At 42.6% G+C, this 14,198-nt stretch carries 11 protein-coding genes, 1 rRNA gene and 1 other RNA gene; all 13 read right to left on the bottom strand.

What is annotated here, in order from left to right:
• Positions 1 to 5 precede the first annotated feature (5 nt).
• Positions 6 to 1,539 (bottom strand): 16S ribosomal RNA (locus K4H25_RS01740).
• Positions 1,540 to 1,933: 394 nt separating this feature from the next.
• Positions 1,934 to 2,779, bottom strand: a complete 846-nt coding sequence (gene nadC / locus K4H25_RS01735) for a carboxylating nicotinate-nucleotide diphosphorylase (RefSeq protein ID WP_308443231.1) — start codon at positions 2,777 to 2,779, stop codon at positions 1,934 to 1,936.
• A complete protein-coding gene (locus K4H25_RS01730) occupies positions 2,779 to 4,140 on the bottom strand; it encodes a phosphomannomutase/phosphoglucomutase (protein ID WP_221021749.1) in 1,362 nt (453 codons plus the stop codon). The genes nadC and K4H25_RS01730 overlap by 1 nt, the downstream gene beginning before the upstream one ends.
• A 374-nt stretch (positions 4,141 to 4,514) precedes the next feature.
• Positions 4,515 to 6,317 carry a glucose-specific PTS transporter subunit IIBC gene (gene ptsG / locus K4H25_RS01725; protein WP_221021748.1) on the bottom strand — a complete coding sequence of 601 codons (1,803 nt, stop codon included), beginning with the start codon at positions 6,315 to 6,317 and terminating at the stop codon, positions 4,515 to 4,517.
• Between the two features lie 257 nt (positions 6,318 to 6,574).
• The gene (locus tag K4H25_RS01720) at positions 6,575 to 6,898 is read right to left on the bottom strand and encodes a PTS sugar transporter subunit IIB (RefSeq protein WP_221021747.1); all 324 of its coding nucleotides are present in this window, start codon (positions 6,896 to 6,898) and stop codon (positions 6,575 to 6,577) included.
• Positions 6,899 to 6,909: 11 nt separating this feature from the next.
• Positions 6,910 to 9,456: a phosphoenolpyruvate--protein phosphotransferase gene (ptsP, locus tag K4H25_RS01715; protein WP_221021746.1), complete on the bottom strand. Its 2,547-nt coding sequence runs from the start codon at positions 9,454 to 9,456 to the stop codon at positions 6,910 to 6,912.
• A gap of 366 nt (positions 9,457 to 9,822) precedes the next feature.
• On the bottom strand, positions 9,823 to 10,098 hold the full coding sequence (locus K4H25_RS01710; RefSeq protein ID WP_221021745.1) for an HPr family phosphocarrier protein: 276 nt from the start codon (positions 10,096 to 10,098) through the stop codon (positions 9,823 to 9,825).
• A 108-nt stretch (positions 10,099 to 10,206) separates the two neighbouring features.
• Positions 10,207 to 10,800, bottom strand: a complete 594-nt coding sequence (locus tag K4H25_RS01705; protein WP_221021744.1) for a 5-formyltetrahydrofolate cyclo-ligase — start codon at positions 10,798 to 10,800, stop codon at positions 10,207 to 10,209.
• Between the two features lie 9 nt (positions 10,801 to 10,809).
• A non-coding RNA gene (gene ssrS, locus K4H25_RS01700) (6S RNA) lies at positions 10,810 to 10,990 on the bottom strand.
• Between the two features lie 35 nt (positions 10,991 to 11,025).
• Positions 11,026 to 11,322, bottom strand: a complete 297-nt coding sequence (locus tag K4H25_RS01695; RefSeq protein WP_173532780.1) for a cell division protein ZapA — start codon at positions 11,320 to 11,322, stop codon at positions 11,026 to 11,028.
• A complete protein-coding gene (locus K4H25_RS01690; protein WP_173532779.1) occupies positions 11,319 to 11,519 on the bottom strand; it encodes a hypothetical protein in 201 nt (66 codons plus the stop codon). Before K4H25_RS01690 ends, K4H25_RS01695 begins: the two co-directional genes overlap by 4 nt.
• A 239-nt stretch (positions 11,520 to 11,758) precedes the next feature.
• Entirely contained in the window at positions 11,759 to 12,664 is a 906-nt protein-coding gene (gene ylqF / locus K4H25_RS01685) for a ribosome biogenesis GTPase YlqF (protein ID WP_221021743.1), read from the bottom strand.
• A 454-nt stretch (positions 12,665 to 13,118) separates the two neighbouring features.
• Complete coding sequence (locus K4H25_RS01680; protein ID WP_221021742.1) at positions 13,119 to 13,604, bottom strand: biotin/lipoyl-containing protein; 486 nt, start codon at positions 13,602 to 13,604, stop codon at positions 13,119 to 13,121.
• Between the last annotated feature and the right edge of the window lie 594 nt (positions 13,605 to 14,198).

The raw sequence follows: 14,198 nt of genomic DNA, 5'->3' as shown, positions 1-14,198 counted from the left end.
TCTTGAAAGGAGGTGATCCAGCCGCAGGTTCCCCTACGGCTACCTTGTTACGACTTCACCCCAGTCATGAATCCTACCGTGGTAACCGGACTCCCGAAGGTTATCCTAGCTACTTCTGGTAAAACCCACTCCCATGGTGTGACGGGCGGTGTGTACAAGGCCCGGGAACGTATTCACCGCGACATGCTGATCCGCGATTACTAGCGATTCCGACTTCATGCACTCGAGTTGCAGAGTGCAATCCGGACTACGATCGGTTTTGTGAGATTAGCTCCCCCTCGCGGGTTGGCGACCCTCTGTACCGACCATTGTATGACGTGTGAAGCCCTGGTCATAAGGGCCATGAGGACTTGACGTCATCCCCACCTTCCTCCGGTTTGTCACCGGCAGTCCCATTAAAGTGCTCAACTAAATGTTAGCAACTAATGGCAAGGGTTGCGCTCGTTGCGGGACTTAACCCAACATCTCACGACACGAGCTGACGACAGCCATGCAGCACCTGTGTTACGGTTCCCGAAGGCACATCCATATCTCTACGGACTTCCGTACATGTCAAGACCAGGTAAGGTTTTTCGCGTTGCATCGAATTAATCCACATCATCCACCGCTTGTGCGGGCCCCCGTCAATTCCTTTGAGTTTTAGTCTTGCGACCGTACTCCCCAGGCGGTCTACTTCACGCGTTAGCTGCGTTACTAAGCTCCGAAAAGCCCAACAACTAGTAGACATCGTTTAGGGCGTGGACTACCAGGGTATCTAATCCTGTTTGCTCCCCACGCTTTCGTCCATGAGTGTCAGTATTAGGCCAGGGGGTTGCCTTCGCCATCGGTGTTCCTCCACATCTCTACGCATTTCACTGCTACACGTGGAATTCCACCCCCCTCTCCCATACTCTAGCGAGACAGTCATAAACGCAATTCCTAGGTTGAGCCCAGGGATTTCACGTCTATCTTATCAAGCCACCTGCGGACGCTTTACGCCCAGTAATTCCGATTAACGCTTGGACCCTACGTATTACCGCGGCTGCTGGCACGTAGTTAGCCGGTCCTTATTCTTCGGGTACTGTCATCCCCAGTAGTTATTAACCACTAGGATTTCCTCCCCGACAAAAGCGCTTTACAACCCGAAGGCCTTCTTCACGCACGCGGCATTGCTGGATCAGGCTTTCGCCCATTGTCCAAGATTCCCCACTGCTGCCTCCCGTAGGAGTCTGGACCGTGTCTCAGTTCCAGTGTGGCGGATCGTCCTCTAAGACCCGCTACTGATCGTTGCCTTGGTAGGCCTTTACCCTACCAACTAGCTAATCAGCCATCGGCTGCTCCAATAACGTGAGGCCTTGCGGTCCCCCACTTTCCCCCTCAGGGCGTATGCGGTATTAGCACTCCTTTCGAAGCGTTATCCCCCATTACTGGGTACATTCCGATGTATTACTCACCCGTTCGCCACTCGTCAGCGGTGCAAGCACCCTGTTACCGTTCGACTTGCATGTGTAAAGCATGCCGCCAGCGTTCAATCTGAGCCAGGATCAAACTCTTTCGTTTAATCTAGCTGAATTTACATACTTGGCTTAGTACTCATTACTCAAAGAAACACTTGGTTAGAAACCAAGATTTCTTTTATATCTTGAGTGTAAGCACTTGTTTGACTGGCAAACCAAGCACTCACACTCATCGGCTGTATTTTGTTAAAGATCAGTGGCTTAGACACTGAAACCAGCTGGAAAACCGCTTGTTTCGTTTGCTGTGTCAGCAGCAGAGAGGCCGAACTATACCCACCCACCGAAAGTCCGTCAACACCTTGTTGCAAAGAAAACCAAACGAAGGCGCTAAGTAGTTGAATTTAAAAAGATCTAATTTTATATTAATCTACAATTATCTTTAAAAATGAATGAGTATTAAATCCATTTATTTCCAATTTAGCGTCTTTTTAATTCAATTATGTCAATCGCATTGATAAATCGATCGCTTTTACATCTTTGGTGAGTTTTCCTATCGAAATTCGATCAACGCCGGTTTCTGCAATTGCCCGAATTTGAGTTAGATCGACGCCACCAGAGGCTTCTAATATGGCTCGCCCTTTTGCAAGTTTTACTGCCGCGCTCATTTCTTCGAGACTCATATTGTCTAATAGAATAGATACAGCACCAGCAGTAATGGCTTGTTCCAGTTCGGCGAGATTTTCAACTTCAATTTGAATACTAACGTGTGCCGGTGCAATGGTGCTGGCCATCCCAATTGCATTGGCGATACTGCCTGCCGCTAAAATGTGATTCTCTTTAATTAATATGCCGTCGTATAAACCAATGCGTTGATTTTCTCCGCCACCGACTGTAACGGCATATTTTTGTGCACGACGTAGCCCAGGAATCGTTTTGCGGGTATCGTGAACTTTAGCATTGGTGCCTTCTACTGCTTCAACGTAGCGATGTGTTTCTGTTGCAACCGCAGATAGCGTCTGCAAAAAATTGAGTGCCGAACGCTCTGCGGTAAGTAATGAACGAGTATTGCCTTGTAGCTCACAAATAACTTGTCCCGCAGCAACATACTCCCCTTCTGCGACTTTCCATTCAATTTGAATATTGGCATCAACTTGATAAAAGACTTCATTAAACCAAGCTTGTCCACAAATGATGGCTGCCTCTCGCACCACAATGCGTGCAATACCTTGTTGTTCGATAGGAATCAGTTGGACTGTCCAGTCGCAATCACCAATGTCTTCGGCTAAGGCATTGGCCACATTGGCTGCGATCAGATATTGGGGGGGTAGTTTCAAATTCATCATTATTCTTTAATTTCTGGAAAAGGGAGCGGTGCAATCGCGTTAGCAAGTTCTTGCCGAATCCGCTGTAAGGCCTGCATGTTATCGGCTTCAATGCGTAACGTTAAGACTGGCGTAGTGTTTGATGCACGAATTAAACCAAAACCATCGCTATATTCAATTCGTAGTCCATCAATACAAAGCACTTGAATGGCGCTTGGAAAAGTAGCACGTTGGCGGATTTCATCAACCAAAGCATGACCAGAGCCAGTTAATTGAACTTGCAGCTCTGGTGATGACACAGAAATTGGAAACCGTGCCAGTTCGGCATCTAAATCAACACCGGTGGCGATTTGTTGCAATAGCTTGGCACCGGCATACAAAGCATCATCCACTTGCCAGGCCGCAAAAGCAAAGTGCCCAGACAACTCACCAGCAACGATGGCCCCGGTTTCGCGTAAACGACGCTTCATATGCGAATGCCCAGTTGGTATCGCTTCTGAGGTGCCGCCCAACTGACTAACCCATTGGGCGACCGCTCGGCTTGATTTGATATCAAAGAGCACATGGCCTGTCTGATTGGCTAACTCGGCAGTGGCAAATAGCATCAATAATTGATCACCGGGAATTATTTTTCCGGTTCGCGTCACCACACCTAAACGATCGCCATCACCATCAAACGCTAAACCGACATCGGCGCGTTCTGCCAGTACAGCCGCTTGGAGCTCACGAAGATTCTCTGCAACTTGGGGGTCTGGGTGGTGATTGGGGAAACGACCATCGACTTCACAATAAAGCTCAATCACTTCGCACGACAATTGTCGATACAAAGTAGGTGCCAATGCTCCCGGTGAACCGTTACCACAATCAATGACTATTTTTAATGGTTTTGCCAACGGCAATTGCTGTTCCAGCGCCGCCACATAATCAGCAACGACATCGAGCATCTGGATTGAACCGCCATCCTGAAGTGGTAATTGCTGCGCAATAATTCTTTGCCGCAACGCTTGCAGCGCATCACCTGCAATCGTTACACCGGCCAGCATAATTTTAATGCCGTTATAATCTGGCGGGTTATGACTACCCGTAATCATGATTCCAGAGCCGGCAGCTTGATGACGGGCCGCATAATACAATAGCGGCGTACAGGACATACCGAGATCTAATACGGTAATACCGGCCTCAAGCAATCCTTTTGCCAACGCCAATGCGAGATCAGGACTGGATAAACGCCCATCAAAACCGAGGGCTATTTTTACAATACCTTGCTCACTAGCCACAGCACCGCAAGCGCGACCAACCCAATACGCAAAATCAGGGGTTAATAAATGAATCTGCCCCCGAATATCATAAGCTTTAAATAAACTACTAGGTATTGAAGTCATTTTAATCATGCAGTCGGTAGATGAAATTGAAAAAGTGCATTGAGGTACACAAAAAATCGGTAATGCAATCTGCTTTAGTAGACTTTGGCGACTCGCTATTTGCCAATCATGATCTACATGCTTAAAGCTATGCAAGTGCGCTTGTTATTCACAGATCAAATTAACGCAAAATTTTGTTCTTTGTTTAGCCTTAACCCCAAATTATGCAATCAACATCACTCGCCACTCAATGCTTAGCAGGTAATGACAAATTAAATTTGTATATGATCTTCACGCAAATGCGTAATACATGAAATGAGCGCAAAACAAAAAATCAAACTGATTACAAAAAAAGCCCATCAACACATGATGGGCTTTTTAACGTTAGATTTAACTTAAACAGTCGATGCTAGCAGCTGCGACGAATCCCCAACAATCAAATGAAATACATTGCCATCAAGCTTTGCCACCGCAGAAACACCCGATGCTAAAACAGCCGCCTCATTAAATTGTTTAGCGTCCTTTAATTGCACACGAATCCGCGTAGCTGCAATTGGCGCTGTTTCACTAATATTATCTTGACCACCCAAAGCAGCTAATAATGCGGGGCTACGAATCGTACCTGCCGTCGCACTGACTGCTGGTGCAACCGCTGCAGGTGCTGCTACACCCGTTCCGCCAGCTTTCAAATATTCAGTCATATCGGTTTTCAGATTTTCTGAACGGGTACCAAAAATAGCCTGCATATTATTGCCAACTTGCATGACCCCAGCAGCACCCAACGCTTTTAATGAAGCTTGATTAACTTTGGCCGCATCGCGAACAGAGATCCGCAAACGTGTAATACATGCATCTAAGCTTTCAATATTCGCAGCACCACCAAATGCAACCACCAAATCATGCGCCATACCTTGGCCACTGGCTTGGTGTTGAACACCATCAACCGCTACATCTTCACGACCAGGGGTTTTCATATTCCACTTGAGAATGGCGTAACGGAAAGTAAAGTAATACAAGGCTGCATACATTGGCCCAAAGAACAGTACATACCACCAGTTTTGCGCGTTTTTACCAAACACGTTAAACAGCAAGAAATCGATGCCGCCTTGCGAGAAAGTAAAGCCCATATGCATACCAAAGGTATTGGCAACAAATTGTGTCGACGCCGCCAATACCGCATGAATGACATACAGCACGGGAGCCACAAACATAAAGGCAAATTCAATCGGCTCGGTAATCCCGGTAAGGAATGAAGTCAGCGCAGCTGAAATCATAATCCCACCCACCATCACCCGATTTTCAGGTTTTGCAGTATGCCAAATCGCAATAGCTGCGGCAGGTAAGCCAAACATTTTGAACAAGAATGCACCAGACAAAATACCCGCAGTACGATCACCGGCAAGGAAACGATTAATATCACCACGCACCACTTTACCTGCAGCATCGGTGAATTCACCCATTTCAAAGAAAAACGGTACATTCCAAATATGATGCAGACCAAATGGAATCAACATCCGCTCAACAAAACCGTACACCGTCGCAGCAGTACGCGTATCTGATACCGCAGCCCAATGTGAGAAGGTATTCAACACATCTTGAATCGGTGGCCAAATGAGAGACATGACCAAACCAACAAAAATTGCCGCAATCCCGGTTACAATCGGTACGAAGCGCTTGCCTGCAAAAAATCCCAAATACGCAGGTAATTCGATTCGATAATACTTATTGAATAAAGCCGCAGCGACACCACCAATAATAATCCCCCCAAACACCCCTGTATTAATAGTTTTAAATCCAAATACTAGAGCAGGGTAAACTTGTTGGCTTATTCCAAAAACAGTGGCTTCAAACGATTTATGTGATGCTAGTAACGCTTGAAATTGATCGGCAGGCAATGAGGCGACTCCTGTCATTACTCCCATAGTGGCCTGCAATACCACAAAGCCAACTACCGCAGCAATCGCAGCAACGCCATCGTTATCGCTTAAACCTAATGCTACACCGATCGCAAAAATAATAGGCAAACTGCCAAAGATCGCATCTCCACTACCGGCCATAATTTGCGAAACAATTTCTGGGATAAATGGAAAATTAGATGCACCAATCCCAAGTAATAAACCAGCCACAGGCAATACTGCAACCGGTAACATCAATGCTTTACCAATTTTTTGTAAGACTGCAAATGCATTCTTAAACATTATTTTTCTCCAAAGGCCATTGCTGTTTCTTATTTGTCATGCAATCGCCGGTTTATCGAACTCACTTTAGATTCTGTTACAAAAATTAAACATTGACTATGCAGCGATGACCTTACAGGGATATACCTTACTAATAAAATTATCAGTCATCATTTTTAATATAAAGCACCGCAAGTAAAATTCATCCGTCGAGATCAATTTTGATAAAAAAAATCCACCATTCTACCGGTGGATTTTTGTATTTATTTACAAGCGATTTACTTAATTAAATGCACTGTATGTGCATCAATTTTGGCAACAGCAGCAACACCTAAATCTTTTAATACGGCTTCATTTAACAAAGCAGCATCGAGCAATTCAACACGAATGCGTGTGGTTGCAATGGATTCAGCCAAGCGAACATTCGCTTTGCCACCTAAAGCGGCATACCACTCTGGATTGAGCAACTCAGCTGACGACAAAGGTAACACCTCAATAACAACCGGTTTTTCAACCGATGCAGGTGCCACCGGCACTTGCCGACCTTTCAATGCCCAACCAATCCCAATTCCTACTAATAGTGCAATAACGACCAATACCATATTAAACCTCTTTAATCGACCAGTTGCGACAAACGAGCCCGAACTTCAGCGGCGGTACCCATTTGTAAAACTTCTGCAGCGAGTTTCTCACATTCAACTTTGTTTAAAGTACGAACCAAAGCTTTAATTGCAGGAATCGTCGGTACACTCGCAGATAGCTCATCCACACCTATGCCCAGCAACAATGGAATAGCCATAGGGTCTGAAGCAATACCCCCACAAACACCTACCCACTTGCCGTGTGCATGTGCACCTTTTACCGTCATATTGATTAAATTCAATACGCCAGGATGCATCACATCGGCTTGCTTGGCTAATTTTGGATGACCACGATCCATCGCCAAAGTGTATTGCGTTAAATCGTTGGTACCAATCGAGAAGAAATCAACTTCACGCGCAAATTGCTCGGCCATAACGGCAGTGGCTGGAACTTCAACCATAATGCCGACTTGCACGTCTTGAGTAATGCCTAAAGCTGCTTTTTCTTCAGCAACAATACGCTTCACTTCACGAACTTCTTCCAAGCTAGTAATCATTGGGAACATGATGGCTAGTTTCGAGAATGGCGCTGAACGTAGTACGGCACGAACTTGAGTATGTAACAGCTCTGGTTCTGCTAGGCATAAACGCACGCCACGAACACCCAAGAATGGATTTTCTTCGACTGGCATTGGCAAGTAGGCCAATGGTTTATCACCACCCACATCCAAAGTCCGCACTACAAATGTACGATCGTTACCGAGTGCTTTGGCGATATCGATATAAATTTGGCTTTGCTCTTCTTCGGTCGGTGCATCAGTACGTTCTAAGTACAAGAACTCACTGCGTAACAAGCCCACCCCTTCACTGCCCAGTTTTACGCCTTGAATCGCATCGTCAATGCCACCAATATTCGCCACCACTTCCACATGAATGCCATCTTGCGTTACGGCTGGCTCAAATGCTGCGGCTAATTCAGCATCACGTTTAATGGCTTGCTTGGCTTGCTTTTCACGAATATTGTTGACTTCAGCTTCTGATGGATTTTTGCGCAAAGTACCACGACTACCATCCAAGATAACCGGCATACCATTGCTTAAATTCAATGCGTCTTCATCAATGCCACAGATTGCGGGAATATTAAGTGAACGAGCCAAGATAGCAACGTGGCTGGTTGCCCCGCCACCAACGGTGCAAAAACCAAGTACACGAGTGCGATCCAAGCTTGCGGTATCTGATGGCGTTAGATCTTCTGCGATCAAAATCGCATTTTCTGGAACGATCATCGCAGTTTCTTCAATACCCGCAATCAAGCGTAATACGCGCAAGCCCACATCGCGAATATCATTCGCACGACCCGCTAACACTTCATTTTTTAGTGCCGCAAGCTTAGCTGAATAAGTGTTGTAGGCTTCTTTCCACGCAAAACCAGCACTCTTACCGTTGCTGATACCAGCAATCGCAATGGCTAATAAATCCGGATCTTCAAGCAACTCTTGATGAGCAGCAAAAATCTCAGCTTTACTTTCATCGCTAATTTCAGACTTTAGATTTTCAAGTTGTTGATGTGCATCTTTCAACGCTTGGTCAAAACGACGACGCTCTAATTCTGGTGACTCACCGGCTTCAACAACCGCAATATCCACTTGTTTAACTTGGAAAATTTGTCCCACAGCCAAGCCTGGCGATGCTGACACACCGGTCAACACGTTTGGATCTTCTGACTTAGGTTGTGCCTTAGTGGTTTTAATCGTATCCAGTGGTGCCGGTTTATGTTTTGGTGCTACGCCACCGACGTCTTCACCACAACCACTAATAATCAGCGCGCTTAATTTTTGAATCGCTGCAGAGGCATCAGGACCAATAGCACGAACGCGAATTTCATCGCCGTTTTGAACTTCTAGGCCCATGATTGCAACGACTGATTTAGCATTCGCCTCTTGGCCAGCGCGCACTAATTTAACTTCAGACTTAAACGTTTTTGCAGCATTGGCCAAAACAGCAGCAGGGCGAGCATGTAAACCTGTTGGATTAGGCGTACGAATTGGATCTGAATACGCCTCACCAGATGAATCTGCAGTCGCTGAAGTTTGAACAATACCTTCAGCCAAATCGAGCGTTAACGCAATATCTTTACCAGCAATCACCAAACCGGTATTGGGTGTATAGCGCGCTACTTTTTCACCACTGGTAATCACCATTTGCGTCAACAATGACAACGCTTTACGACCCACGGCATCCATGTCAAATTCAATTAATGGTTGACCCGCATCGACGATATCGCCTTCTTTGACCTTCGCAGTAAAGCCTTGGCCTTTGAGCATCACAGTGTCTAAACCAATATGGATTAATACTTCAATCCCATTGGCGGCAACCAAAGTAACTGCGTGCTTTGCTGAATGAACCTGCGTTACCTTGCCGGTCATCGGCGCCAACAAAACATTACTGGTTGGATCTATTGAAACACCATCACCGACCATTTTTTGGGCAAAAACTGGATCAGGTACGGTATCCAAAGGCACCATCACACCCGATAGTGGGGCCAGCAATACAAATTGCGAAACTGGATTTATCGACATAACAACCTCTGTTGGTTTAATTCTTAGTCAAATTGGTCAATCAAATTGACCCGCATTAATTTTTATTGCGTTGACATATTCTTGTTTTTTAGTTTACCCGCCAATGCTATTGACATGGGGCGTAATATTGCTCAATTTATATGTAAATTTTACAGATCGAAATCTAGATATGCTTAAACCATATTTATTCATTTTAACTTTATAAAAAATACATGTTTTGTGCTTAATCAGCTTCAAGAGTTCATTTAATTTAAAATATTACTTTATTACATTTTTTTACATGCAAAATAGAAAATGGTTTTGAATACTTACTATTCAGAAGCAAATAGGGTGGCTTAAGCCACCCTATTTATAGATTTAACCGATTTAGTCTTCTCCACAACCAGAAGCAATCATTGCGCTTACCGCAAGCATTGCTTCATTTGCATCTAACCCATCCGCTTTGATTTGAATCTGATCGTCTTTAGAAACATCTAAGCCCATCACAGAAACAAGAGATTTAGCATTAGCTTCAATGCCTTTATGTAACAACTTAATCTCAGACTGGTACTGCTTAGCAGTATTAACAATATTCGCCGCAGGTCTAGCATGAAGGCCTGCCGCATTCATAATACGCACAGGGGAAGAAATTACAGCAACCATAATTACCTCACTTGATTTACTTCAAACCGTTGCGATGCAAATAGCATAGAGCAAGCTTGACATCATAAACAAGTAGAATGCGAAAGTATGTCAGTAATTTCACTACTCTCAATTGATACCCGAGCGACGAATCCATCCTTGTTCAGTTGCAATTGCATCTAACTTTAAATCCCAGGCCTCACAAGGCAATCGTTCCACTTGTTGGCATGAATACGCCAAGCCAATTAATGCCGGTTTAAGCCAAGTTTTTCGTAATCGACGAAATGCAAATGTCGTATCGTAATAGCCACCACCTTGCCCTAATCGAGCTAATTGCAAATCAAAACCAAGCAAAGGAACAAAAACAGAATTCAAATCACGGCTTGAACATTGCTCAAAATGACTGGGTGTTAGAATATTAAATGCGCCATAAGACCAAACTGCATCTTCATTTAAGCGAACAAAATTTAATCGTCGACCCACTTTAGGTACAACCGGCAAATAGACTAAGCAACCACGTTGCAGTGCTAAAAAAATTAATGGCCAAGCAGAAAACTCACTGCCAACAGGCACATATAATGCAATTTTTTTGCCACGACGAAGTTTTTGTAAAATTTGCGGATAATGAGTTACAGCCCAAGCAGCAGCTTGTCGCTGTATTTTAGATATCGCAGTTCGGCGTTGCCGAAGATCACGACGTAATTGAGTTTTTTGAGTAATCACAAAAAATGAGGGCTTCCCACAGTGCCGTTTCGGTTCGCATCTTGAACCCATGGTTCAAGTTGTTGCCGGTCAGATGCCATCAGGTGCATTCTCAAGGAACGCTCACAACAGGCGTCTAGATGACTGGCAAACGTGCTATACAGCTTATCGGTTCAAAGATTTAGAACCGTCGCGAACACCGCAGGAAAGCTAACTTGCATCACGGCGCAGTTCAAAATAATTAAATTATTCCTGTAAAACTGCGTCGATCGTTGAACTGATGTTACCGATTTTACGCTGAAAATCACTAAAGTCAAAGCCACCTTCAACCTTTGCCGTTAAAAACTCGTGCGTCATATTTAAAGCCGTCATCATTGCGATCTTCTCGATACCAATGACCTTACCAGCAGTGCGAATTTCATGCATCCGTGCGTCGAGAAGTTGCACAGCTTGAAGTAAGGTTTCTTCTTCATGCGCAGGACAAGCCACACGAAACTCACGTCCCATGATTGAAATATCCAACAACTTCACGGCATCAGTCATACGCCATCCTCAGGTAATTTAGCCAAAATCGCATTCACTTTGTCTTTTGCGCCAACTAATTTAGTGTTTAAGCTTTGATTTTCTTCTTGAGCCAATTGCAAATTGGCTCTAAGTTCTTGATTTTCAGTGCGTAATTCACGGCATAAGTTCACTAATTGCAAGACCTTGCCTTCCAAATGACCAAGCTCTACATCCATTTTTGATTTCCTATCAATCGCAATTTTGACGTCATGCAGCGACAAAAAAGTAAAAATATTGATTATGCATCTCGATACAAATTCAATAAATTATTAAACTTACATATAGGTATACAGACAAAACCCTTTAAAATAAAGATCTACAGCGATATACCTACACCAAAGCTAGATAATGCATGCCGAGTTACATATTATGTGATGTTACATTCAGCAAGTACATCAGTGCCAACGAATACAAATCAATCTTCATCTTCAGTTTCAAGTTCGTCAGGAAGATCATCCCCCGAACCTAAATCAACCCCGATAAAGTCATCAGGTACTTCTAAAGTCATTCGACCAATCGCTTTGCTACGGTAATCCGTGATAATTAAATCAGCTGTTTTTTGTTCATCAATCACACCACCAGCCATCAAAGCGCCACGTTTACGACCAATCAAATTAAACAACTCATCCACACTACCATCCAAACTACTCAATTTATAGCGTGCCATCAATTCTTTAGGGTAGCGCTCACGTAAAGTTTCAATCGCAAAATAAGCCACCAAAATTTCATCATACGCATTGCGACCAATTGAGCCGCCCAAAGCCAAGCGAAAACCTGAAGGTTCATGCTCAACTTTAGGCCACATTAATCCTGGCGTGTCATACAAAATAACCCCATCAAGCGTTTCAATCCGCTGCTGAGACTTAGTAACACCGGGGGTATCTGCAACACGCGCCACTTTTCGCTTCGCCAGCGTATTTAATAAAGTCGACTTACCAACGTTAGGGATGCCCAAAATCATCGCTCGCAACGGCTTTTCAGCATCATTACGAAACGGTGCTAATTTTTTGCACAAGACAGCGATCTGTTTAATAGCCGCTTGCTTGTTGTCTTCGCCCATCAACAAGGCTTCAGTACCAGCTTGCTGGCGGAAATAGTTCAACCATAACTGACTTAACTTAGGATCAGCCAAATCTGTTTTATTGATAATTTTTAAAGCTGGACGTTGCCGATGCAAACGCAACTTCTCAATCATTGGGTTACTACTGGACAAGGGCATACGTGCATCCACGATTTCAATCACCATATCCACCTTGGCCATTGTCTCTGCCACTTTCTTCTGCGCCACATGCATATGACCCGGAAACCACTGAATTGCCATCAAACACCCCCAATAAAAGCCGCGATTATACGCTTATTCACACAACCCTATACAAATCAATCACTTAAAATGTGGGGAAGTCCACGATCAATGTGGATAAGTGTTACCCACAGATCAAAGCTAAAACTCAACACATATTATCCACAGCAGGAACAAGGACTATCAGCACCCATGTGGATAACTTAAAATGTTGATAAATATAGGTTTATCGAGTTATCCACAGAATTTCTGATCCTTATCTATTACTACTATCTTTTACTTATCAATATATATATAAAAAACAAACGCTTCAAAACATGATCACCTTAAAATTCGGGAGATCTAAAAACATATATAAATCAATAACTTATAAACAATTTTAAATTTAAGCTATAAAAATCAATGACTTAAAACTTGCAACCAACAAACATCAATCCAAAGTGAAATACCAAATACATATTTTGAAACAGACAAGCTATGCTAATAATTTCCTCAACTGCTGTAATTTTAATAATTCATGCTTAACAAATAATTCAACTTCTTCATTACCTATATAACCAGTTATACAATTTGGAGTTACTAAACTTAAATCAACACCTAAACGAGAAGCTAAACTTGCTGCAGAAGGTATTATCAATAATGAATTTTCAATATCTATTTGTGTTGAATCTTTGTAACCAGATTGATCTGCAATATCTAAAAACCCAGTTGGCAATTCTTCAATTTCCATTGATAATAATAAATCACCGCTATTAATATCATCACCAATTTTAATAAATAAATAACTAATTTGACCATCCTCAATTGCATTAATATAAATATGTTCATTGTTTTTAGTTAAGGATATTAGCAATTCATTTTTATGTACAAATTCACCTAATTTAATATTAATATTAGTTACTTTAAAAGCATCTGATAAATCCGGAGCACAAATAAGATGCGTAGTGTAATTAGTATTCATTTTTAACGATGACCTTCAAGACCTTGATATTAACCAAGTTATTATAATTTTCACGGTTTATAATGCTGTTAATTTTATGAGTTATGCAAACGACATCTTTTAAAAATCAAGTAAAAACTAGATCAATATCAGAAGCTAAGCACATACATTCATCAAGTTTAAACTTTCAATTTATGTAAAATTTACCGTAATTGTAGAGCTAACTGCTAATAAAAATGATGAATCAAGTGCTAACTTAATGATAAAAAGAATAGCTTTGTTTAAAAATATTGAATAAAAACAAATAGATAAGGTTGATTTTAAAGCTTCATATCACTACTGATATGCCACAATTTACTTTGCATAGCCTACAAGTGTTTGCCAAACTACACGTCATAATAAGTAAGTGACTGTAGTTCGCTGTAAATCTGGATTAAACCTTACATATTTTAAGAAGTACTATTTTGCGCAATCAAGAAATGTAAGTAACTTACAATAAAATTGCAATTTATGCTGTAAGAATTTATATGAACTATACAAAATCATAATATGATGCAACTTAATAACTATTTGCATAATTAAGTTTCTATATGTTTATATTTAATAATTTTTTAA

Source organism: Deefgea piscis (genome assembly GCF_019665785.1).
Classification (GTDB): Bacteria; Pseudomonadota; Gammaproteobacteria; order Burkholderiales; family Chitinibacteraceae; genus Deefgea.
The sequence above is the reverse complement of the archived record's forward strand: the minus strand, read 5'-3'. Positions and strand labels throughout refer to the sequence as shown.